The 21,966-nt window shown below is 67.9% G+C and carries 25 protein-coding genes and 1 other RNA gene; 18 read left to right on the plus strand and 8 right to left on the minus strand.

Going from position 1 to position 21,966, the window contains the following annotated elements; translation table 11 throughout:
• Positions 1–95 precede the first annotated feature (95 nt).
• From AC1VXD_RS07495 to gmk, 3 genes are all read right to left on the minus strand, one after another.
• Positions 96–2,258, minus strand: coding sequence for a RelA/SpoT family protein (locus AC1VXD_RS07495; RefSeq protein ID WP_482991533.1), 2,163 nt, complete (start codon positions 2,256–2,258; stop codon positions 96–98).
• A gap of 105 nt (positions 2,259–2,363) precedes the next feature.
• Positions 2,364–2,660, minus strand: a complete 297-nt coding sequence (gene rpoZ, locus AC1VXD_RS07500) for a DNA-directed RNA polymerase subunit omega (RefSeq protein ID WP_482991534.1) — start codon at positions 2,658–2,660, stop codon at positions 2,364–2,366.
• Between the two features lie 110 nt (positions 2,661–2,770).
• Positions 2,771–3,436, minus strand: a complete 666-nt coding sequence (gene gmk / locus AC1VXD_RS07505; protein WP_482991535.1) for a guanylate kinase — start codon at positions 3,434–3,436, stop codon at positions 2,771–2,773.
• 283 nt (positions 3,437–3,719) lie between these two features.
• Between gmk and AC1VXD_RS07510 the strand changes: the two genes are divergently transcribed.
• A complete protein-coding gene (locus AC1VXD_RS07510; RefSeq protein ID WP_482991536.1) occupies positions 3,720–3,917 on the plus strand; it encodes a hypothetical protein in 198 nt (65 codons plus the stop codon).
• Between the two features lie 364 nt (positions 3,918–4,281).
• Here the strand turns inward: AC1VXD_RS07510 and AC1VXD_RS07515 are convergent, their stop codons facing one another.
• The gene (locus AC1VXD_RS07515; protein WP_482991537.1) at positions 4,282–5,142 is read right to left on the minus strand and encodes a YicC/YloC family endoribonuclease; all 861 of its coding nucleotides are present in this window, start codon (positions 5,140–5,142) and stop codon (positions 4,282–4,284) included.
• 124 nt (positions 5,143–5,266) lie between these two features.
• Between AC1VXD_RS07515 and rph the strand changes: the two genes are divergently transcribed.
• The 7 genes from rph to pepQ all read left to right on the plus strand — a co-directional run bounded on the left by rph (position 5,267) and on the right by pepQ (position 12,459).
• On the plus strand, positions 5,267–5,992 hold the full coding sequence (rph, locus tag AC1VXD_RS07520; protein WP_005410889.1) for a ribonuclease PH: 726 nt from the start codon (positions 5,267–5,269) through the stop codon (positions 5,990–5,992).
• Entirely contained in the window at positions 5,989–6,375 is a 387-nt protein-coding gene (locus AC1VXD_RS07525; RefSeq protein WP_108769872.1) for a VOC family protein, read from the plus strand. Before rph ends, AC1VXD_RS07525 begins: the two co-directional genes overlap by 4 nt.
• Positions 6,375–6,971 carry an RdgB/HAM1 family non-canonical purine NTP pyrophosphatase gene (gene rdgB, locus AC1VXD_RS07530; protein WP_482991538.1) on the plus strand — a complete coding sequence of 199 codons (597 nt, stop codon included), beginning with the start codon at positions 6,375–6,377 and terminating at the stop codon, positions 6,969–6,971. Before AC1VXD_RS07525 ends, rdgB begins: the two co-directional genes overlap by 1 nt.
• Before the next feature lie 57 nt (positions 6,972–7,028).
• Positions 7,029–8,255: a radical SAM family heme chaperone HemW gene (hemW, locus tag AC1VXD_RS07535; protein ID WP_482991539.1), complete on the plus strand. Its 1,227-nt coding sequence runs from the start codon at positions 7,029–7,031 to the stop codon at positions 8,253–8,255.
• 149 nt (positions 8,256–8,404) lie between these two features.
• Positions 8,405–10,681: a DUF1631 family protein gene (locus AC1VXD_RS07540; RefSeq protein WP_482991540.1), complete on the plus strand. Its 2,277-nt coding sequence runs from the start codon at positions 8,405–8,407 to the stop codon at positions 10,679–10,681.
• A complete protein-coding gene (locus AC1VXD_RS07545) occupies positions 10,678–11,052 on the plus strand; it encodes a PilZ domain-containing protein (RefSeq protein WP_482991541.1) in 375 nt (124 codons plus the stop codon). The genes AC1VXD_RS07540 and AC1VXD_RS07545 overlap by 4 nt, the downstream gene beginning before the upstream one ends.
• 75 nt (positions 11,053–11,127) lie before the next feature.
• Positions 11,128–12,459, plus strand: coding sequence for a Xaa-Pro dipeptidase (pepQ, locus tag AC1VXD_RS07550; protein ID WP_482991542.1), 1,332 nt, complete (start codon positions 11,128–11,130; stop codon positions 12,457–12,459).
• 552 nt (positions 12,460–13,011) lie between these two features.
• Here pepQ and AC1VXD_RS07555 read toward each other — a convergent pair.
• Both AC1VXD_RS07555 and AC1VXD_RS07560 read right to left on the minus strand, forming a co-directional pair.
• The gene (locus AC1VXD_RS07555; RefSeq protein ID WP_482991602.1) at positions 13,012–14,334 is read right to left on the minus strand and encodes an aminopeptidase P N-terminal domain-containing protein; all 1,323 of its coding nucleotides are present in this window, start codon (positions 14,332–14,334) and stop codon (positions 13,012–13,014) included.
• A 5-nt stretch (positions 14,335–14,339) separates the two neighbouring features.
• Entirely contained in the window at positions 14,340–14,888 is a 549-nt protein-coding gene (locus AC1VXD_RS07560; RefSeq protein WP_482991543.1) for a UPF0149 family protein, read from the minus strand.
• 151 nt (positions 14,889–15,039) lie between these two features.
• Between AC1VXD_RS07560 and AC1VXD_RS07565 the strand changes: the two genes are divergently transcribed.
• The 8 genes from AC1VXD_RS07565 to AC1VXD_RS07600 all read left to right on the plus strand — a co-directional run bounded on the left by AC1VXD_RS07565 (position 15,040) and on the right by AC1VXD_RS07600 (position 19,112).
• Positions 15,040–15,261: a TIGR02449 family protein gene (locus AC1VXD_RS07565; protein ID WP_482991544.1), complete on the plus strand. Its 222-nt coding sequence runs from the start codon at positions 15,040–15,042 to the stop codon at positions 15,259–15,261.
• Positions 15,258–15,554, plus strand: a complete 297-nt coding sequence (locus tag AC1VXD_RS07570) for a cell division protein ZapA (RefSeq protein ID WP_108769880.1) — start codon at positions 15,258–15,260, stop codon at positions 15,552–15,554. The genes AC1VXD_RS07565 and AC1VXD_RS07570 overlap by 4 nt, the downstream gene beginning before the upstream one ends.
• A gap of 97 nt (positions 15,555–15,651) precedes the next feature.
• Positions 15,652–15,837, plus strand: a non-coding RNA gene (ssrS, locus tag AC1VXD_RS07575) — 6S RNA.
• An 85-nt stretch (positions 15,838–15,922) separates the two neighbouring features.
• On the plus strand, positions 15,923–16,516 hold the full coding sequence (locus AC1VXD_RS07580) for a 5-formyltetrahydrofolate cyclo-ligase (RefSeq protein WP_482991545.1): 594 nt from the start codon (positions 15,923–15,925) through the stop codon (positions 16,514–16,516).
• A complete protein-coding gene (locus AC1VXD_RS07585; protein WP_079223085.1) occupies positions 16,513–16,992 on the plus strand; it encodes an EVE domain-containing protein in 480 nt (159 codons plus the stop codon). Before AC1VXD_RS07580 ends, AC1VXD_RS07585 begins: the two co-directional genes overlap by 4 nt.
• Positions 16,993–17,014: 22 nt before the next feature.
• Entirely contained in the window at positions 17,015–17,662 is a 648-nt protein-coding gene (gene rpiA / locus AC1VXD_RS07590) for a ribose-5-phosphate isomerase RpiA (RefSeq protein WP_482991546.1), read from the plus strand.
• A gap of 20 nt (positions 17,663–17,682) precedes the next feature.
• Complete coding sequence (locus AC1VXD_RS07595) at positions 17,683–18,123, plus strand: DUF192 domain-containing protein (RefSeq protein ID WP_482991547.1); 441 nt, start codon at positions 17,683–17,685, stop codon at positions 18,121–18,123.
• Between the two features lie 143 nt (positions 18,124–18,266).
• Positions 18,267–19,112 (plus strand): SirB1 family protein, encoded by an 846-nt coding sequence (locus tag AC1VXD_RS07600; protein WP_108760432.1) that lies wholly within the window; start codon positions 18,267–18,269, stop codon positions 19,110–19,112.
• Positions 19,113–19,181: 69 nt separating this feature from the next.
• Here AC1VXD_RS07600 and AC1VXD_RS07605 read toward each other — a convergent pair whose 3' ends face one another.
• Positions 19,182–19,406, minus strand: coding sequence for a rubredoxin (locus tag AC1VXD_RS07605; protein WP_482991548.1), 225 nt, complete (start codon positions 19,404–19,406; stop codon positions 19,182–19,184).
• Positions 19,407–19,440: 34 nt separating this feature from the next.
• On the opposite strand from AC1VXD_RS07605, the gene thiE reads away from it, so the two are divergent.
• Both thiE and hemL read left to right on the plus strand, forming a co-directional pair.
• Positions 19,441–20,067 carry a thiamine phosphate synthase gene (gene thiE / locus AC1VXD_RS07610; protein ID WP_482991549.1) on the plus strand — a complete coding sequence of 209 codons (627 nt, stop codon included), beginning with the start codon at positions 19,441–19,443 and terminating at the stop codon, positions 20,065–20,067.
• 16 nt (positions 20,068–20,083) lie between these two features.
• The gene (hemL, locus tag AC1VXD_RS07615; RefSeq protein ID WP_482991550.1) at positions 20,084–21,373 is read left to right on the plus strand and encodes a glutamate-1-semialdehyde 2,1-aminomutase; all 1,290 of its coding nucleotides are present in this window, start codon (positions 20,084–20,086) and stop codon (positions 21,371–21,373) included.
• Between the two features lie 116 nt (positions 21,374–21,489).
• Here hemL and azu read toward each other — a convergent pair whose 3' ends face one another.
• Complete coding sequence (gene azu / locus AC1VXD_RS07620) at positions 21,490–21,939, minus strand: azurin (RefSeq protein ID WP_482991551.1); 450 nt, start codon at positions 21,937–21,939, stop codon at positions 21,490–21,492.
• Between the last annotated feature and the right edge of the window lie 27 nt (positions 21,940–21,966).

Here is a 21,966-nt window from a genome sequence, read left to right on the forward strand (position 1 = left end):
CCCCCCGGCGGGGCCGCCGGCGCGCCCCCCCGCGGCCCCCCCGCCGCGCGCCGGGCCCCCCCGCTACCGCAACGTCATCCACGCATGGCGTGGATTTACTGGCGGCGTACCGACTGCACCACCGACAGGCGGCGCAGGCGTCGCATGACTTCGGCCAGGTGGTTGCGGTCGCGCACCTGGATGTTGAACGCCAGCACGGCGGCGTTGAAGTCGCGGTCCAGGTAATCCACGCGTTCGATGTTGGAGTGGCTCTGCGCGATGGCCGCAGCCAGCTGTGCCAGCACGCCGGTGCCGTTCTCCACTTCCACCACCAGCGAAGTGTTGTAATCGCCGGACACAGTGGTGTCCCAGCCGATCGGCACCCAGCGTTCGGGTGACTTGCGCAGCTCGGCCAGGTTCGGGCAATCCACGCGATGCACCACGATGCCCTTGCCGGCGGTGTGGTAACCCATGATCTCGTCGCCGGGAATCGGCTGGCAGCACCCGGCGAAGGTGACCACGCCCCGTTCGCTGCCGTTGATGAGGATTTTTTCCTGCGAATATTGGCGGGAATTCGCACCGCCACGCAGCTCGGCATAGGCCATCAGCGCCTGCGCGGCCTGCGTCGGCATCCAGTTGCCCAGCGCCACTTCGGCCAACAGGGCCTCCAGGCGCGGGAAACGGTGTTCGGCCAGGAACGCATCCAGGCGCCCCTTGGGCAGGCGTTCCAGCGAGGAATCCATCGCTTCCAGCGCGCGGTCCAGCATGCGGTGGCCCAGCTGCACGGCATCTTCGTGCTCCAGCTGCTTGAGCTGGTGGCGGATGGCGGTGCGCGCCTTGCTGGTGACCACGAATTCCAGCCACTGCGGCTTGGGCGTGGCCGAACGCGCGGTGATGATTTCCACCGACTGACCCGAAACCAGCTTGGTACGCAGCGGCACCAGCTTCTTGTCCACGCGCGAGGCCACGGCCATGTTGCCGACGTCGGTATGCACCGCGTAGGCGAAATCGAGCGCGGTCGAGTTGCGCGGCAGGGCCAGGATCTTGCCCTTCGGGGTGAACAGGTAGACCTCGTCCGGGAACAGGTCGACCTTCACGTTGTCGAGGAATTCCAGCGAGGAACCGGCGGCGCGCTGCGAATCGATCAGTTCGACGATCCAGGCATGGGCGCGACTCTGCGCGCTGTTGGGCGAATCGCCACCGAACTTGTAGGTCCAGTGAGCAGCCACGCCGCGCTCGGCGATCAGGTCCATTTCCTCGGTGCGGATCTGCACCTCGATGGGCGAACCGTAGGGCCCGAACAGCACGGTGTGCAGCGACTGGTAACCGTTGGCCTTGGGAATGGCGATGAAATCGCGGAAGCGGCCATCCAGCGGCTTGAAGGTGGCATGCACCGAACCCAGCGCGTGGTAGCAGCTGGGCACGCTGCGCACGACCAGGCGGAAGCCGAACACGTCCATCACCTGGTCGAAGGATTTGTTCTCGTCGTGCATCTTGTTGTAGATGCTCCACGGCGTCTTGATGCGGCTGACCAGGCGGTGTTCGATGCCTTCCTTGGCCAGCCGCTGCGACAGCTGCACTTCCACCTGCGCCATCGCCTCGCGGCGTACCACCGGCTGGCTGCGGATGTGTTTTTCCAGGATGGCGTGGCGCCACGGGTACAGCGCCTTGAAGCCCAGGTTCTGCAGCTCGCTCTTGACCAGACTCATGCCCAGGCGCTGGGCGATGGGCGCATAGATCTCCAGCGTTTCGCGGGCGATGCGGCTGCGCGCTTCACGACTCTGCGCGCCCAGGGTGCGCATGTTGTGCAGGCGGTCGGCCAGCTTGATCATGATCACGCGGAGGTCGCGCGACATCGCAAGCAGCATCTTGCGGAAGCTCTCGGCGGCCGCTTCCTGGCGGTCGCGGAACTTCAGCTTGTCCAGCTTGGTCACGCCGTCGACCAGCTCGGCCACGGCCTCGCCGAACTCCGAGGCCAGCTCTTCGCGGGTCAGCGGGGTGTCTTCGATGGTGTCGTGCAGGATCGCAGCGATCAGCGCCTCCACGTCCAGGCCGAGCTCGGCCAGCACCTGGGCCACGGCCACCGGATGGGTGATGTAGGGCTCGCCCGACTTGCGCGTCTGCCCAGCATGCGCCGACGCACCGACTTCCCAGGCACGGCGCAGCAGCGGCAGCTGTTCCGGCGGCAGGTAATGGGCGGCGCGTTCGAGCTGGAGGACGTAATCAGGTACGGCCGCGGCGGTGGGCGCGGCTACCTTGGCAGTGGGGCCTGGGTTCATGCCAGAAGCCTATGCCAGCGCGCCGATTACGGCAAACCCTGAATGCGAAACAGCCCGCACGGAGCGGGCTGTTCAGCGGTCAAGCAACGGCATTGATCGATGCGATCAATCGTCGTTCTTGGACATGTCTTCGTCGGCGACCACTTCAGCGGCGGCCCACTCCAGCGCTTCACGCTCGGCACGCTCGCGCTCGGACTTCTCGACTTCGTCGATCAGCGCGTTGTCGATCTTGCGGGCGGCGATTTCGCGCAGTGCCAGCACGGTCGGCTTGTCTTCGGTGTCGTTGTCCAGGGTGGCCTGCACGCCGTTGGCGAGCTGACGGGCACGCTTGGAGGCCATCATGACCAGCTCGAAACGGTTGTTAACGACTTCCAGGCAATCTTCTACGGTGATGCGGGCCATACGGGCTCCCGGCGACCGGTCGGCCGCTCAGTCGAATGAGGGAAAGGGGACGGAGTGTACTGGCAGGGGCTGGGCAAAATCAAGCCAACCCCTACTCGATTCTTTTGGAATCAGTCAGTTGCGCCGGCATCGGGGGTCAGCAGGGCCTGGATCAGGCCGGCGTGGCGGACCTTCTGGACCTCCCGGCGCAGCCGGCTGGCGGTGAAGATGGCGCACAGCTCGTCCACGGCGGTGTCGAACACCTCGTTGACGATGACGTAGTCGAACTCGTTGAAGTGCAGCATTTCATCGCGGGCGGCGCCCAGGCGTTGGGCGATGACCGCCTCGCTGTCCTGGCCGCGCTTGCGCATGCGGTCCTGCAGGGCCTGCTTGGACGGCGGCAGGATGAACACCGTCACCGTGCCCGGCACCAGCTGGCGCACCTGCTGGGCGCCCTGCCAGTCGATCTCCAGCAGCACGTCATGGCCGGCGGCCAGCTGCGGTTCCACCGACTGGCGGGCGGTGCCCTTCCAGTCGCCGTGCACCCAGGCATGCTCGAAGAAATCGCCGTCGGCGATCATTTCCTCGAACGTCTCGGCGCTGACGAAGTGGTAGTGCTCGCCGTTCACCTCACCCGGGCGCATGGCGCGCGAGGTGAAGGAAATGGACAGGGCGATCTGCGGGTCGCGCGCCAGGGTGGCGTTGACGATGCTGCTCTTGCCGGCACCCGAGGGGGCGGCAACGATGTACAGCGTGCCGCGCGCAACGGCGGCCGACGGGGTGGACGGGGTACTCATGCGCGGAACCCAAATTGTTGATTTCGCAAAATTTATCCTCGATGTTCCAGAACCGGCGCGGAGGATCGCGCCAGCACGGCGGGAGCTGCGCGGAACATCCTGGAACCAGGCCCGGCAGATGGCTCCCCGGGGTGCGGGCACGCAACTTTAACAGAGCGGCTTGCAATCGCTGATCTGGCCGCGGAGCCAGCGGACCAGAATGTACGCCATTGACGCACGTACGCCAGTGGCGTACTCACACAAAAAAACGTTGCCCAACGTCATCCAAAACGGGAAGTGAGCCATGGACAACCATCTTCTTGCCGAACTCATGGGCAGCGTTACCGAAGCCAACGGGATCCTGAAGGGTGGGCGCAGCCTGTCGCGCGAGCGCCATGTCAGCCCGATGGAAGTTCGGGGAAGCAATCTGGAGAATCGGGCCGGAGAAGGCGCCAAAGAAGTACGCAGGTTGTTGAAGGAGGCCTGCATCGCCGGGATGTGACAACTCCTCAAACAGAACTGCAATGCATCATAAGGGCTCAAGCCGTGCTGCCGTTCGAGCCGGGAAAGATAGACAGCGTGCCACCGGCGCCGCCCTGCCCCGTCCTGCCGGTTCCAATAGCAGCGCGCGGCGTCGACCGCCGCGCGTCGACCGGCATCCAGGCGGCCCCCCAGCCGGTCGCAGAAAGCCAAGGCCAGCGCCGCCTGGGCGCGTGCGTCATTTTCCAGCCCGGCGACATCCAGAACCTCATCCAGCAGGTCCACAGCGCGACGTATCGCCAGATGAGGGTCGTTCGCGTCATCGATGCGTGGCTACCTGCACTCAACCCAATGAAGAAGGGCGCCCGAAGGCGCCCCGCTGCACATCACTCGATGTTCTGCACCTGCTCGCGGATCTGGTCGATCAGCACCTTCAGCTCCACCGCGGCATTGGACGTGCGGCTGTCCACCGACTTCGAGCCCAGCGTATTGGCTTCACGGTTGAACTCCTGCAGCAGGAAGTCCAGGCGGCGGCCGACCGGCTCGCGCTGCTTCAGCACGCGGCGGATCTCGACGATGTGGCTGCCCAGGCGGTCCAGCTCCTCGTCCACGTCCAGCTTCTGCAGCCACATCACCAGCTCCTGCTCGGCACGGCCGGGGTCGACCGGGTGCGGCAGGTCGGCCAGGCGGGCGGCCAGCTTGGCGCGCTGTCCGTCGCGAATGGCCGGAATCAGCGTGCGCACGTCAGTAGCGATGCGCTCGATGCCGTCCACGCGCTCGGAGATCGCTGCGGCCAGCTTGTCACCCTCGCGTTCACGGGCAGCAACGAAGCCGTCCAGCGCCTGGTCCAGCAGCGACAGCGCCTCGGCCTGCAGGGCCGCCGCGTCGGTGGCCTCGCCCTGGGTCACGCCCGGCAGCTGCAGCAGCTCGGTGAAGCTGACCTGCAGGTTGGGGAAATCGGAGGTCAGGCGGTGCGCGAGCTGGCCAAGCTGGCCCAGCAGCGCTTCGTTCACCTGCAGGCTGGCCGCACCTTCCGGCGCACGCAGGCGCATGACCAGGTCCAGCTTGCCGCGGCTCAGGCGGGCGGCGATGCGCTCGCGCAGCTGCGGTTCAAGCGCACGCAGTTCCTCGGGCAGGCGGGTGCCCACTTCCAGGAACCGGTGGTTGACCGAGCGCAGCTCGCAGCCCAGCGTGCCCCACGGGGTGACGCGCTCGCCGCCGGCATAGGCGGTCATGCTTCGAATCATGGAATGTGTCCGGTGCGTGCAAAGGGGGAATGGTACCCTAGCGCCCTCACCTGAGCCCCCCTGCCCGCCCCGTCAAGGTCGCGGGCATGGCGGCGTACTCCCCTGCCCTTACGGAACCCGCACCATGTCCGATTCCCGCCCCAGTGGCCGCCAGCCCGACCAGCTCCGCCCGGTCGTCATCCAACGCGGCTTCACCCGCCATGCCGAGGGTTCGGTGCTGGTGTGCTTCGGTGAAACCCGCGTGCTGTGCACCGCCAGCGTGGAAAACCGCGTACCGGGCTTCCTGCGTGGCAAGGGCGAAGGCTGGGTGACCGCCGAATACGGCATGCTGCCGCGCGCCACCCACACCCGCAGCGACCGTGAAGCGGCGCGTGGCAAGCAGGGCGGCCGCACCCTGGAAATCCAGCGCCTGATCGGCCGCAGCCTGCGCGCCTGCGTCGACCGCAACGCCCTGGGCGAACGCACCATCACCCTGGACTGCGACGTGCTGCAGGCCGACGGCGGCACCCGCACCGCCGCCATCACCGGCGCCTACGTGGCCCTGGTCGATGCGGTGAACGTGCTGATGAAGCGTGGCGACATCAAGCGCAACCCGATCCTCGGCGCAGTGGCGGCCGTGTCGGTGGGCGTGTACCGCGGCACCCCGGTGCTGGACCTGGACTACGCCGAAGACAGCGACTGCGACACCGACATGAACGTGGTGATGAACGACGGTGGCGGCTTCATCGAGCTGCAGGGCACCGCCGAAGGCCACGCCTTCCGCCGCGATGAACTGGACGCGCTGCTGGGCCTGGCCGAAAAGGGCGTGGGCGAGCTGCTGGCCGCACAGCAGGCGGCGCTGTCGGCATGAACCGGCGGATCGCCCTGACCACCCTGGTAGTGGCCGACTACGACGAAGCCATTGCCTGGTACACCGGCAAGCTCGGCTTCGCCCTGTTGGACGACATCGACCAGGGCAGCAAGCGCTGGGTGGTGGTCGGGCCGACCGATGGCAGCGCTGCCGCCCTGCTGCTGGCCCGCGCCAGCAACGAGGAACAGCGCAGCCGCATCGGCAACCAGACCGGTGGCCGCGTCGGCTTCTTCCTCAACACCGATGACTTCCACCGCGACCACGCGGCGATGGTCGCCGCCGGCGTCGAGTTCCTGGAAGCGCCGCGCGAAGAAGCCTATGCCACCGTCGCGGTGTTCCGCGATCTGTACGGCAACACCTGGGACCTGTTGGAGCCCCGCTGATGAAGACGCTCGTGCTTGCCAGCCACAACGCCGGCAAACTGGTGGAAATGCAGGAGATCCTCGCCGACCTGCCGCTGCAGATCACTTCGGCTGCCGAGCTGGGTCTGGGTGACGTGGAGGAAACCGGCCTGACCTTCGTCGAGAACGCGCTGCTGAAGGCACGCGCGGCCTGCGAGGCCACCGGCCTGCCGGCACTGGCCGATGATTCGGGCCTGATCGTCGATGCGCTCGGCGGAGCGCCCGGTCTGTACAGCGCGCGCTACGCCGGCCATCCGACCAATGCCGCGGCCAACAACGCCAAGCTGCTGGAGGCGATGGCCGACATTCCCGATGGCCAGCGCACGGCCCGCTTCTATGCGGTCATCGTGCTGCTGCGCCACGCCACCGACCCGCAGCCGCTGATCTGCGAAGGCCGCTGGGAAGGCCAGATCATCCGCGAACTGCGCGGCACGAACGGCTTCGGCTACAACCCGTTGTTCCTTGATACCACCCACGGCCTGACCGCCGCGGAGATGGAGCCGGCGCTGAAGAACGCCATCAGCCACCGCGCCACCGCCCTGCAGCAGCTCAAGCAGCAGCTGGCCCGCTGGCTCTGACGCCCCTCTGATTACCCCAGGGAAGCCGGCCAGCGGCCGGCACTACCGATGACGCCCATGCCGCACGACCACGACCACTGCAACCACCTGCCCGGCGAAGCCTGTTCCGCCGACCACGCACACGACACCGCGCCGCGCCTGGTGCCGCCGCCGCTGTCGCTGTACGTGCACCTGCCGTGGTGCGTGCGCAAATGCCCATACTGCGATTTCAACTCGCACCAGACCAAGGGCGAGCTGCCGTTCGAGGCCTACGTCGACGCCCTGCTGCGCGACCTCGACCAGGACCTGCCACTGGTCTGGGGCCGGGTGGTGCACAGCGTGTTCTTCGGTGGCGGTACGCCCAGCCTGTTCCCGCCGGAAGCGATCGACCGCTTCCTGCAGCAGGCCAGCGCGCGCCTGCGCTTTGCGCCCAATGCCGAGATCACCCTGGAAACCAACCCGGGCACCGCCGAGCACGGTCGCTTCGACCGCTACCGCGCGGCCGGCGTGAACCGCCTCAGCTTCGGCATCCAGAGCTTCGACGATGCCGCACTGAAGCGCCTGGGCCGCATCCACGACAGTGGCGAAGCCGAGCGCGCGGTGAAGATGGCGCAGGACGCGGGCTACGACAATTTCAACATCGACCTGATGTACGCGCTGCCGGAACAGACCCTGGCCGGTGCCGAAGCCGACCTGGAACGCGCCTTCGCGCTGCAGCCGGCACACATCTCGCACTACCAGCTGACCCTGGAACCGAACACCGTGTTCTTTGCGCGGCCGCCGCAGGGCATCCCCGACGAGGACAACGCCTGGGACATGCAGGAGCACTGCCAGGCGCTGCTGGCGCAGGCCGGTTTCGGCCAGTACGAAGTGAGTGCCTATGCCCGCCCCGGCCGGCAGAGCGCACACAACCTGAACTACTGGCGCTTCGGCGATTACCTGGGCATCGGCGCCGGCGCGCACGGCAAGATCAGCTCCGGTGCCGAGGAACACGTGCTGCGGCGCTGGAAGCTCAAGCATCCGCAGGCCTACATGGACAGCGCCGGCAGCCCGGCCTCGTTCGGGGGCGACGAAGTGATCGCCGCCGACCGCCTGCCCTTCGAGTACATGCTGAACCTGCTGCGCCTGCACGAGGGCTTCGGCCTGCGCGATTTCGAATCGCGCACCGGCCTGCCGCGCAGCGTGCTGGACGCACCGCTGGCCGAAGCCGTGAAACGCGGCTGGCTGGAGGTGGCCGGCGACCACGTGCAGCCGACCGAACTGGGCCGCCGCTTCACCAACGACGTGGTGAGTCTGTTCCTGTAGCGCCGGGCCATGCCCGGCGGATGCGGCCGCTGGCCGGCCTTCGCTGCGTTTGAACGGGCGCCCACCGCAGAAATTGCTCAAGTAGCGCCCGCGGCTGCCGACACGGTAGATTCCCATGTCGATTCGCGGGAATCCCGGAACTGCACCCGATGTCTGCCGCTTTCCCCTTTGCCACCCCTGACAGCGCGCGCCTGGCCGCCGCAGACCTGCCCCCACGCGTGCGCGAGCTGCTGGGTGAACTGCTGGTGCTGTGCCGCCATGTGCTGACCGCGCCGCTGATCCTTACCGTGGAAGCGGCCGAACAGGCGTTGCTGCACGATGCCGACCACGCACGCAATCCGCAGATGCAGGCCGAGCTGCTGGCGCAGCGTGGCCAGCTGCATGCGTTTGCCGGCAGCTTCTGCGACCGCATGCTCGATGCGCTGGCCGACAGCCTGGTGCAGCTGCGCGCGCCGCAGGACACCGCGCCGCCGAGCGCGCCCGCCCGCCCGCCGGGCCTGCTGGGCCTGTCGCTGGTGGATGACCACGAAGTGGACCGCAACCTGGTGCTGACCGAGATGGTGCGCCGGGAAAACCAGCGTTCGGGCAATGCCCTGAACCTGCTCGGCCAGCGCCTGGCAGTGTTGGCCGCCGCCCCGGCATTCGACAACGACACCCTTCCGCTGGCGCCGCAGGCGCTGTGCACCCTGGTGCGGCGCCTGGCCGAACAGGATGGGCTGAGCGCGGAACTGCAGCTGGCGCTCTATCGCAGCTTCGAACGCCAGCTGCTGGAACGCCTCGGCGATGTCCTGGAGCGCTCCAACAACCTGCTGGCCCAGCACGGCGTGCTGCCGGGCCTGGTCTACACCCCGTACCTGGCGCGCTCATCCAGCACCCGCCGCATCATCACCCAGTCCGTCGGCGGTGGCCGCGCCACGCAGCCTGCACCGCGTTCGGCCGAGCCGTTGACCGGCTGGGGCAGCTCCGGCCGCGCGGGTTCGTGGTCGGCGCTGATGCAGAACGCCTTCGCCGACACCGTTCCACCGGGTGCGGCCAACCCGGAACTGACCACGCCCCCGGCCAACCTGCTGCACGACCTGCTGCAGCAGGCCCGGCATGCCGCACCGATGGCCATCGAACCGCCCTCGGTGCCCAGCGGCCTGGTGGATGCGGTGCTGGCGCGCCTGCAGGCCCAGGCCGGCGCCGCCACCAGCATCACCGACCTGCAGAGCGCGGTGACCGCGCAGCTGCGCAGTGAGCACGGCGCACAGGCCCAGCTGGCCAGCCACGATCGCGACCACCTCGACCTGCTGCGCCTGCTGCTGCAGCAGGTCCAGCAGCAACAGCGTCCCGACCCCGTGCCGGCCGCCCTGCTGGCCCGCCTGCAGGTGCCGCTGGCGCGCGCGGCGATGGCCGACCCCGCCTTCTTCGTACGCGACGAACATCCCGCGCGCGAACTGCTCAACACCATCGCCGAAGCCGGTGCCAACTGGCTGGGCGACGACGACGTGGACCCGCAGCTGATGCAGCGCCTGGCGCAGAGCGTGCAGGGACTGCTGGGCCAGGACGCGCGCACGCCCGAAGCATTCGCTGCGGCCAACGAGGAAATCCAGCAGCACCAGCGCGCCGCCGCGCATCGCGCCGAGCTGGCCGAACGCCGCCATGTGGAAGCAGCGCGCGGCAAGGAGCGGTTGGCCCTGGCCCGCCGCGAAGCCAGCGCGCAGATCGACCAGCACTGCCAGGCACAGGAGCCGCCCCGCTTCGTGCAGACCCTGCTGCGCGAGGCCTGGGCTGACGCCCTGACCCTGACCCGGCTGCGCCACGGCGATGACTCGGCGCAGTGGCAGGAACGCCTGCAGCAGACCGAACGCATTGCCGCAGTCACCGCCGCGCCCGCCGAGGCCGACAGCGTGCCCGACGCGCCGCTGGCCGCGGAAGTGGAAGCGGCCCTGCTGCAGGTCGGCTACCACCCCGAGGAAGCCTCGGCGGTGGCCCGCCGCCTGGCCACGCCCGGCGGCGAGGACGAGCACACCTCGCGCACCGAACTCAGTGCACGCCTGAAGGCGCGCGCGCGCCTGGGCGAGCATGCGACGGGCAGCACCAGCACCCACGACGCCGCACCGCGCAGCGCGGCCGAGCAGGCCTGCCATGAGCAGCTGACCAACCTGCCCTTCGGCAGCTGGTTCGACCTCGCCGGCGAAGATGGCAGCGTGCGCCGCCAGCGCCTGTCCTGGTACAGCCTGCTGACCGGGCACGTGCTGTTCGTCAATCCGCGCGGGCAGAAAAGCAGCGAGACCGACCTGGATACGCTGGCCCGGCAGATGGCCGCAGGCCGGGCGCAGTTGGTCACCGAAGAAAAAGGCCGCCTTGTCGACCGCGCCTGGCAGGCCAGCCTGTCCGCCCTGCGCACGTTGGCCGGTGGTCGCCGCCAGGAGCCTGACGCATGAGCCAGCTACCGCCGCAGGACACCCGCCGCGCGCCGCGCCGCCAGGTGTCCGACCTGGTCCCGGTCACCGACCAGATGCGCGCGAGCGTGGTCGGCCGGCTGGGCAATGTTTCCGAAACCGGCATGCTGATGCTGGCGAGCCAGCCGCTGCGCGACGACGCGCTGTACCAGCTGCGCTTCCCGCTGCCACTGGGCGACGGCCGCAGCGCGGCCATCGATGTGGGCGTGCACCTGCTGTGGAGCGAGCCGGCGCATGCCCCGGGGCAGAGCTGGGCCGGTTTCCGTTTCCTCACCCTGTCGCGCGAACATCGGCAGCTGTTGCGTGCATGGATCGGCGAGGACAGCGACGAGGCGCCGGTTTCGACAGGCTGAGTGCCGGTTCCTGCACAGCGGTTTTTTGCGGTATGCGGCAGAATCTAGGGCCGTTTCCCGTGTCGAGCCACCGCAATGATCCAGCAAGACCCTGGCGCCCTGTATTCCGACCACCTGGCCGTGCTGTGCCGACGCGCCGAACAGGCGCTGGCCGGCGGCGGCTTCGACCACCTGGTGGTGCCCAGCGGCACCCTGCACTACCAGATGTTCGACGATCGCGATTACCCGTACGCGGTGAACCCGCAGTTCAAGGCGTGGCTGCCGCTCACCCGCGTGCCCAACAGCTGGGTGGTATTCACCCCGGGCAAGCGCCCAGCGGTGATCTTCCACCAGCCGTTCGATTACTGGCACGTGGTGCCGGATGCCCCCAGCGGCTGGTGGGTGGAGCACTTCGACATCCACATCATCCGCAAGCCGGAAGAGGCGCTGGCGCTGCTGCCGGCTGATCCGTCGCGCTGCGCGATCCTCGGCGAGCCGCAGAGCGCGCTGGGTGCCTACGTGCCAAACAACCCGGCGCCGGTGGTGAACCATCTGGAATGGCACCGCGCCTACAAGACGCCGTATGAAATCGCACTGATGCGCCAGGCGCAGGTGCTGGGCGTGCGCGGCCATCGTGCTGCAGAGACGGCGTTCCACAATGGCGCCGATGAATTCAACATCCACATGGCCTACTGCCAGGCCGTGGGCCAGGATGCCAACGAGCTGCCGTACGGCAACATCGTTGCGCTGAACGAACACGCCGCGGTGCTGCATTACACCGAACTGGGCCGCACCGCACCGCAGCCGCTGCGCAGCTTCCTGATCGATGCTGGCGCCAGCGCGCATGGCTACGCCAGCGACATCACCCGTACCTACGCGGCCAAGGGCCATGACGAATTCGCGGCGATGATCGAGGCCGTGGATGCCGCCCAGCAGCAGATGTGCGCGGCGGTGCGTGCGGGCTTCGACTACAAGCAGCTGCACGTGGATGCGCATCTTTCGCTGATGGGCGTGCTGAAGGACTTCGGCGTCATCAAGGTCTCGCCGCAGACCGCGCTGGAAACCGGCGTCAGCGCCGCATTTTTCCCGCACGGCATCGGCCACCTGATCGGCCTGCAGGTGCACGACGTGGCCGGTTTCGCGGCCAGCGAGGAAGGCGGCCGCATCGAGCGCCCGGCCGGCCATCCCTACCTGCGCCTGACCCGCGTGCTGGAACCGGGCATGGTGGTGACCATCGAACCGGGCCTGTACTTCATCGACATGCTGCTGGACGAAGTGAAGGCTGCCGGCCATGGCGATGCGGTGAACTGGGACCGCGTGGACTTCTTCCGCCCGTATGGCGGCATCCGCATCGAAGACGAAGTGCTGTGCACCGAGGACGAAGCGGAGAACCTGACACGCCCGGAGTTTGCGGCAGCCAAGGGCTGAGCCCCTCCTGGCTGGGCGCTGGGTGCGGCAGGATTACTGAGGTCTGGCCGGGCGGATGGGCTGCGCAGGGGACGCTGCAAGTACGTCCATGTAAGCTCGGTCGCCGCATCCATGCGGCTCAAGCCCCTGCGCAACCCATCCGCCCGGCCACGGACAGTTTCCGTGCGCGCCAGCCACGGAAAAGAAAAAGAAAATCAAATGCGGGTCGCTCGCTGCGCTCGCTCTGTGTCGACCAAGGTCGACACCTACCCGTAGATCCACGCCATGCGTGGATGATTCATTCGATATCCAATAGATGTACCGACCAACGGTCGGCACCCACCACCAGCAGGTTCCCACAGCCGCGTGAACCTGTCGAAGGCGGGGCACTGTGGGTTTGCGGGGTGTGAGCCGCATGGATGCGGCGACCAAGCCCCCATGGATGGGTTTACGGCGTCCCCGCACACCCACAGTGCCTTGCCATCCCACGGAATGCCCGCTTTTGACGTTGAAGTTGACGCTGCCGTTGCAGTGAGCAGGTGCAGGGCTGCAAGCCCTGCTACCCCAAAACCCTCAACCCGCCATCACCGCTTCAATCTCATCCGCACTGCGCGCCAGCCCCTCGGTCAGCACGCGGTGGCCGTCATCGGTGATCAACACGTCATCCTCGGTACGGATGCCGATCCCGCGCCAGCGCGGCTCCACCGTCGTATCGTCCGCACCGATGTACAGGCCCGGCTCGATGGTGAAGGCCATGCCCGGCTCCAGCAGTCGCGAATCGCCGGCCAGGCGGTAATCGCCCACGTCGTGCACGTCCAGGCCGATCCAGTGACCGGTCTTGTGCCGGTAGAAGCGCTGGTACAGGCCCTCGGCCAGGTTCTTTTCCAGCGTGCCCTTCAGCAGGCCCAGCCGCAACAAGCCTTCGGTAAGGGTCTGCACTGCCGCCAGGTGACCGGTCTCGTAGGCCACGCCCGGCTTCGCCTGTGCAAGCGCTGCCGCCTGCGCCTCGCCTACCAGGTCATGCAGCGCGCGCTGCTCGGCACTGAAGCGGCCATTCACCGGGAACGTGCGGGTAATGTCGCTGGCGTAGCCACGATACTCGGCACCGGCATCGATCAGCACCAGCTCGCCATCGCGCGAACGCGCGTTGTTGTCCCGGTAATGCAGGATGCAGCCGTTGCGGCCGGCACCGACGATGCTGCTGTAGGCCGGCACCGCATCACTGGCACGGAACACGCGCTCCAGTTCGGCCTGCAGCTCGTACTCATGGATGCCCGCCTTCGCCGCCCGCATTGCGGCCAGGTGCGCACGCACGCTGATCTGCGCGGCGTGGTGCATCAGCGCCACTTCCGCACCGGATTTGAACAGGCGCTGCTCGTGCAGCAGGTGGCCCAGCTCGAGGAACTCATGCGGCGGCTGCGCGCCGTGGCGCACCTGCGAACGCACGCGGTTGACCCAGCCGATCAGCTTCAGGTCGAAGTCCGCGTCGCGGCCGAAGTGGTAATAGACGCGCGAACGCCCTTCCAGCAGGCCCGGCAGGATGTCGTCCAGGTCGTCGATCGGGTACGCATCGTCCATGCCGTACTGCGCCACCGCACCGTCCTGGCCGGCGCGACCGCCGTCCCAGGCTTCGCGCTCGGCGTCGCGCTCGCGGCAGAACAGGAGGGCCTCGCCATGGCGGCGTCCCGGAATCAGCACCAGCACCGCTTCCGGTTCCGGGAAGCCGCTCAGATACTGGAAGTCCGAGTCCTGCCGGTACGGGTAATGGGTATCCAGGCTGCGCACCTTCTCCGATGCGGCCGGCAGCACCAGGATCGCGTCGTCGCCGGCCATGTCCATCAGCTGGCGCCGGCGACGCTTGTACTCTCCGGCCGCGATGCCGGTGCGCTGCTTGATATCCATCAGTTCAGGCGCTGGCGGTGGCGCGCGGCCAGCACAACGTCACCGTGCAGCAGGAGCACCGCTACGCGGATGAACTCCTCGATCTCGGACAGGGCTTCGTCGTCGTCCTCGCCACCGGCCTCGAAATCCTCGCTGGAGGCACGAGCCAGGCTCGCCATGTCGGTCAGCGCTTCCTCGCCCTCTTCGGACAGGGTCGGGCGGCGGCCGCCGCTGCCCAGGCCGAAGCCACCGAGGAAGCTGCGGGTCCAGGCGAACATCGCGTCGGCCTGCGCGGCCACGTCGTCGTTGTCGGTCAGAAGCAGTTCGAAGGCGAAGTCGCGGTCTTCCAGCTGCTTGATCGTGGCTTCCAGCAGCTGCGCCAGCGCACTGCCCTCAGGTACCGGGGCCAGGTTGTCGTCGGCCAGCACGCGTGCCGGCCAGTCATTGCCGGGGGCGCCGCCTGCAGCCAGCCAGCCGCACAGGCCGCCATGCAGCTCGGCAGCGGTGGCGCCCAGGCCCAGTTCCTGGCTGGCGCGGGAAACGTCGTCGACGGAGGGAAGTTCGGTCATCGTGCGGCTCGTTCGTAAGGGAAACCCGGGGTGCGCACGCGCGCGCCCGTGAGCCCGGTAGTGTAGCAACCCGACCGGGTCCTCCCCGTGGCAGCCCGGCCCTGCTGCGGCAACGCTTGACCGCCCTTGCCCGGCTTGCCTATCGTGCGGCATGGAACCCGCCGACCCCCTTGCCCAGTTGCAGGCCTTTGCCGCCCGCGTGGACGCGTTGCTTGAACGTAACCAGCGCCTGGCCGAGGAGAACCGCAGCCTGCGCCACCAGCAGGAACAGCTGGTGACCGAGCGTTCGACGCTGCTGGCCAAGAACGAGCAGGCCCGCTCGCGGGTGGAAGCGATGATCAGCCGGCTCAAATCCCTGGAGCAGCACACATGAGCGCCGAACCGGTCAGTGTCCGCATCCTCGATCGTGAATACACGGTCGGCGTGGGTGGCGATGAACGCGACAGCCTGATGGCCGCCGCGCGCCTGCTCGACGCGCGCATGCGCGAGATCCGGGGCAGCAACCGGATGGCCGCGGTCGACCGCGTGGCCGTGCTGGCCGCGCTCAACCTGGCCCACGAACTTCAGCTGCTGCGCGACGAGAACGCCCGCCAGGCGGTGGCCCTGCAGCAGACGCTGGCTGATCTGAACCGGCGCCTGGACCGCGCGATCGACAGCAGTACGTGAGAAGGGTGTGCATCGCGTCTTTTCATAACTGAATTGGCACGTACTGTTGCCGACGAACGGCCTATCCAGATCCTGCGCGCTGGCTATAATGGCCACGCGTTCTCTGCGGTACTCGACGGCATGTGCAAACATTCGCCTTGTCCCTTAAGAACGACACCGGGAGCGCGACAGCGCCGGGAGTGCAGGTCCGCCTTGTAGCGGGAAGCCCGATGGTTCTCCAGCGTTCCCACTTGAGCCCCCGGGTTCAAGGTCGTTTCGCATGCATCGACATTGCGGAGAATGCAATATTCCAGCAAGGGCGGCGTCTTCGGGCGTCGCCCTTGTTCTTTCCGGCACAATGACGGCTGTTCCCCCCGCCGCACGCTGCCATGACCGACCCGCGCCAGGCCCTGCGCCACGACCTGCGGCAACGCCGCCGTGATCTTTCTGCGCCCGCGCGCATCGCCGCCGCCGAATCGCTGGCCGATGCCCTGCTCGCCCTGCCCTTCGCCCCACGCTCCGGCCCGGTGGCCGGCTACTGGGCGCTGGATGGCGAGATCGCCCTGCACCGCTGGCAGCTGCAGCTGCCCGAAGCCCTCACCTACTGCCTGCCGGTGCTGGCCGGCGAAGTGCTGCGCTTCGCGCCGTGGCGTCCCGGCCAGCCGCTGACCAGCAACCGCTACGGCATCCCCGAACCGGACGTAGCCCTGGAAGACACCCTGGAGCCGGCACGGATGGCGCTGGTGGTGACCCCGCTGGTCGGCTTCGACAGCCAGTGCCGGCGGCTGGGCATGGGGGGCGGCTGGTATGATCGCAGCTTCGCCTTCCGCCACGACCGGCCGGCGCCGCCCTGGCTGGTCGGTGCGGCGTTCGCGGTGCAGCAGGTCGGGTCCTTGCCGGTGGCGTCGTGGGACGTGCCGGTGGATGCGATCTGCACCGAAGACGGCACCCTGTTCCCCTCCGCTGCCCCCGTGAACGCATGACCGCCCGCAAGCGCTATTGGCTGATGAAGTCCGAACCGGACGCTTTTTCCATCGATGACCTGGCCAAGGTGAAGGTCGAGCCCTGGAACGGGGTGCGCAACTACCAGGCGCGCAACTTCATGCGCGATGGCATGCAGGTCGGCGACGGCATCCTGTTCTACCACTCCAATACCAAGGTGCCGGGCATCGTCGGCCTGGCCACGGTGGCCAGCGCGGCCTACCCGGACGACACCCAGTTCGACCCGGCATCCGATTACCACGACCCCAAGAGCACGCGCGAAAACCCGCGCTGGATGCTGGTGGACGTCGGTTTCGAGCGCAAGCTGAAGCAGGTGATCGCGCTGGACGAGATCAAGCTGCATGCCGACGAACTCGGCGAGGGCTTCCCGCTGGTTGCCAAGGGCAACCGCCTGTCGGTGTTCCCGGTGACGGCCGCGCAGTGGAAGCTGCTGCTGTCGCTCGAAAAGAAATCCTGATTCCCTGCCTGAGAGTCCTCCCATGACCGAAGCCAAGCGCCTTGCCGCCGAGAAAGCCATCGAATACGTCCAGGACGGCATGATCGTCGGCGTCGGCACCGGTTCCACCGTTGCCTACTTCATCGATGCCCTGGCCCGCATCCAGCACCGCATCAAGGGCGCGGTGTCCAGTTCCGAACAGAGCACCGCCCGCCTGAAGCAGCACGGCATCGAGGTGATCGAACTGAACCACGCCGGCAGCCTGTCGCTGTACGTGGACGGCGCCGATGAGTGCGATGCCAACAAGTGCCTGATCAAGGGCGGTGGCGCCGCGCTGACCCGCGAGAAGATCATCGCCGAGGCCAGCGAGCGCTTCGTCTGCATCGTCGACCCGAGCAAGCAGGTGCCGGTGCTGGGCAGGTTCCCGCTGCCGGTGGAAGTGATCCCGATGGCGCGCAGCCTGGTGGCCCGCCAGATCCGCGACATGACCGGCGGCCAGCCGACCTGGCGCGAGGGCGTGGTGACCGACAATGGCAACCAGATCCTGGACATCCACAACCTGGAGATCACCGATCCGGAAAAGCTGGAGCGCGAGCTCAACCAGCTGCCGGGCGTGGTCTGCGTGGGCCTGTTCGCGCGCCGTCGCGCCGATGTGGTGATCGTCGGCGGCGAACCGCCGGTCGTGCTCTGAATTTCCCGAAGGACGCTGACATGTCGCTGCGCTCGCTGCTGATCCTCCCCCTGCTGGCCCTGACCGGCTGCGCCACCGATGCCGCCCGCCACTGGGTAGAGCTGGACGGCGCCCGTTACCAGGTGGAGCTGGCCACCAATGATGAAACCCGCGCCCGCGGGCTGATGTTCCGCGACCAGATGCCGGCCGACAACGGCATGCTCTTCATCCACGAGCGCGAGGAAATGCAGGCGTACTGGATGAAGAACACCAAGATCGCGCTGGACATCCTGTACTTCGACAGCGAGCGCAGGCTGGTCAGCCAGCAGCGCGACGTGCCGCCGTGCTCGGCCGGCGACATGTGCCCGCCCTACCCCAGCGCTGGCCCGGCGCGTTACGTGCTGGAGCTCAACGCCGGCCAGGCGGAGAAGCTGAAGCTGAAGGACGGCACGCCGCTGACCTTCGGCCCGGGCATCGAGTAGATCCACGCCATGCGTGGATGAGCACGGATCCGGGGCCGGATCCCTTTCGCGCGCGAAAGGGCTCTGACCGCGTTTCTTCAAGGCGCGGTTCTTTTCACGCCACACCGCTTGAAACCACCTGCGATTGCCTCCAGTCTGTGGCCATGCAGGACCGGATCACACTCCCCGACTGGGATGCACTGGCCGACGTCGATGACGAGGCGCTGCCACTGTTGCCGACCGCGTTGCTGATCGCGCGCGATGAATACCCCGACCTGCAGCCCGGTGTGTACGACGCACTCGTGCAGAGCCATGTCGACCACCTGCGCGCGGAAGTGGACACCATCGAGCGCTGGCCGCTGAAGATGGCCGCGGTCAACCGCCACCTGTTCGACGAACTGGGCTACAGCGGCGACCACCAGGAGTACTACGACCCGCGCAACAGCTACCTCAACCAGGTGTTCGAGCGGCGGCTGGGCAACCCAATCTCGCTGGCCCTGGTGCAGATGGAAGTCGCCCGTCGCCTGGGCATTCCGCTGGACGGCGTGTCCTTCCCCGGCCACTTCCTGGTGCGCCTGCCGGTGGACGACGGCGTGCTGGTGATGGATCCGTTCAACGGCGGTCGCCCGCTGGACGTGGACGAGCTGCGCGAGCGCGCCAAGTCACACCTCGGCGGGCAGGCCCCGGACGACCAGGTGCTGGCCCAGATCCTCGACCCGGCGCCGACCCGCGCGATTCTCATCCGCATGCTGCGCAACCTGCACGGTGTGTATGCCGAAGCCAGCGAGTGGGACCGTGCCGCGCGCAGTGCCGACCGCCTGCTGAAGCTGGCCCCGGAACAGGACGATGCCCTGCGTGACCGAGGCCTGGCCTACCTGCAGCTGGACTACGTGGCCGGTGCCCGCCACGACCTGGGCCAGTACCTGCGCCGCAACCCCGAAGCCAGCGATGCGCAGTGGCTGCGCGAAAAGCTGATCGACCTCGGTGGGCCGATGCCGCGCTTGCATTGATTTAGCGGTGTGCGGACCAGCGGTCCGCACCTACCGGTAGCGCCGGGCAGTGCCCGGCGGCCCTCGCGCTCAATCGATCTCGACCATCTCGAAATCGTCCTTGGTCACCCCGCAGTCGGGGCAGGTCCAGGTCTCGGGAATGTCCTCCCAGCGCGTGCCCGGGGCGATGCCCTCTTCGGGCAAGCCGTCCGCTTCGCGGTAGACGAAGCCGCAGACCACGCACATCCAGGTACGCACGGTGGTGGGGGTGGCGTCGCTCATCGGATAATCAGGGCTGGATTCACGGGCCGCCATTGTCCCATCGCGGCCCACTCACCGGTAGCCATCAATGATTTCTGCTTCCCCGGCGCCCCGCGGCGTCTACCTGATCACCCCGGATGAACCCGATACCGCACGCCTGCTGGCGCGCACGGCGCCGCTGCTGGCCGCCGGTGCCACCTGGCTGCAGTACCGCAACAAGACCGCCAGCGACGCGCTGCGGCAGGAACAGGCCGCGGCCCTGCAGGCCCTGTGCGCGGCCCATGGCGTGCCGCTCATCATCAACGACGACCCGCAGCTGGCCAAGGCCGTGGGTGCGGCCGGCGTGCACCTGGGCGGCACCGACGGCGACATCGCCAGCGCGCGCGCCCTGCTCGGCCCGGACGCCATCATCGGCGCATCCTGCTACGACCAGCTGGCCAACGCCGAAAAGGCCGTGGCCGCCGGCGCCAGCTACGTGGCCTTCGGCGCCTTCTACCCCACCACCACCAAGGTCACCAGCAGCCGCGCCCACACCGACCTGCTGCGGCAAAGCGCCGCACTGGGCGTGCCGCGGGTGGCGATCGGCGGCCTGACGCCGGACAATGTCGGTCCCATCATCGATGCCGGCGCCGACCTGGTGGCCGTGGTCAGTGGCATCCATGCCGCGCAGGACCCGGTCGCGACCCAGCGCGCCTTCCTCGCCCAGTTCGCGTAACACCCAGGAAAGCCCCATGAACCACGACCAGTCCCACGCCCTGTTCTCCCGCGCCCAGCAGCTGCTGCCGGGTGGCGTCAATTCGCCGGTGCGCGCGTTCAAGTCCGTCGGCGGCGAGCCGTTCTTCGTCGAGCGCGCCGATGGCGCCTACCTGTACGACGTCGACGGCAACCGCTACATCGACTACGTCGGTTCCTGGGGCCCGATGATCGTCGGCCACAACCACCCGGCCGTGCGCCAGGCGGTGAAGAAGGCCATCGACAACGGCCTGTCCTTCGGTGCGCCCTGTGCGGCCGAAGTGACCATGGCCGAGACCATCACCCGCCTGGTGCCGTCCTGCGAGATGGTGCGCATGGTCAACTCGGGCACCGAGGCCACGCTGTCGGCCATACGCCTGGCCCGTGGCGCCACCGGCCGCAACCGCATCGTCAAGTTCGAGGGCTGCTACCACGGCCACGGCGATTCGTTCCTGGTCAAGGCCGGCAGCGGCATGCTGACCCTGGGCGTGCCGACCTCGCCGGGCGTGCCGGCCGGCCTGAGCGAACTGACCCTGACCCTGCCCTACAACGACTTCGACGCCGCCACCGCGCTGTTCGAAGCGCAGGGCAGCAACATCGCCGGCCTGATCATCGAACCGGTGGTGGGCAACGCCAACTGCATCCCGCCGCGCGACGGCTACCTGCAGCACCTGCGCGCGCTGTGCACGCAGTACGGCGCACTGCTGATCTTCGATGAAGTGATGACCGGCTTCCGCGTGGCCCTGGGCGGCGCGCAGGCACACTACGGCATCACCCCGGACCTGAGCACCTTCGGCAAGATCATCGGCGGCGGCATGCCGGTGGGTGCCTACGGTGGCCGCCGCGAGCTGATGCAGCAGATCGCCCCGGCCGGCCCGATCTACCAGGCCGGCACGCTGAGCGGCAACCCGGTGGCGATGGCTGCTGGTCTGGCGATGCTGGAACTGGTCTCGCAGCCGGGCTTCCACGACGAGCTCGCCGCGCGCACCGCGCGCCTGTGCGAAGGCCTGGAAGCGGCCGCCGCCGAAGCTGGCGTGGCCGTGACCACCACCCGCGTGGGTGCGATGTTCGGCCTGTTCTTCACCAGCGAAAAGGTGGAGACCTATGCGCAGGCCACCGCCTGCGACATTCCCGCGTTCAACCGCTTCTTCCACGCGATGCTGGACCAGGGCGTGTTCCTCGCACCGTCGGCCTACGAGGCCGGTTTCATGTCCAGCGCGCACGACGATGCCGTGATCGAAGCCACCCTGGCCGCCGCCCGCGTGGCGTTCATGGCTGCCAAGGGGTAAGCAGCCTCCGGTGGGTGCCAACCCTGGTTGGCACCGCCTTTCACCGTATCCACGCATGGCGTGGATCTACCACGCATTGCCGGGGCACAGTAGAGCCACGCCATGCGTGGCTGCGATCAACCGAAGACGAAGCTGCCCTTCATCATCGCGAAGTGGCCGGGGAACGAGCAGAAGAAGGTGTAATCGCCGCCCTTCTGCAGGCCCTTGGTCGAGAAACGCACGCGCGCGGTGTCGCCGCCGCCGATCACCTTGGTGTGCGCGAGCACGCGCTTGTCGGCCTTGGGCAGGTAGCTGTCGGCCAGGGTCATGCGCATGCCGGCCATCGCCACCGGCTGGTAGTCGGCCGTGCGGGTCAGCACCCAGTTGTGGCCCATCGCCGTGGCCGCCAGCTTGCCGGTGTGGCGCAGGGTCAGGTCCACTTCGCTGCAGTCGGCAGCCACCTTGATCTGGCGCGTGCTGAAGCTCATCTGGTCGGTGCTGTCGATGCTCACCGCACACACGCGTGCCATTGCCGACGGCGCCAGCATCAGCGCACCCAGTCCCACTGCCACCATCCAAGCCTTCATCGTTGCGTCTCCTGCGGGTTCACCGAC

It is taken from the genome of Stenotrophomonas sp. STEN054 (assembly GCF_056854535.1).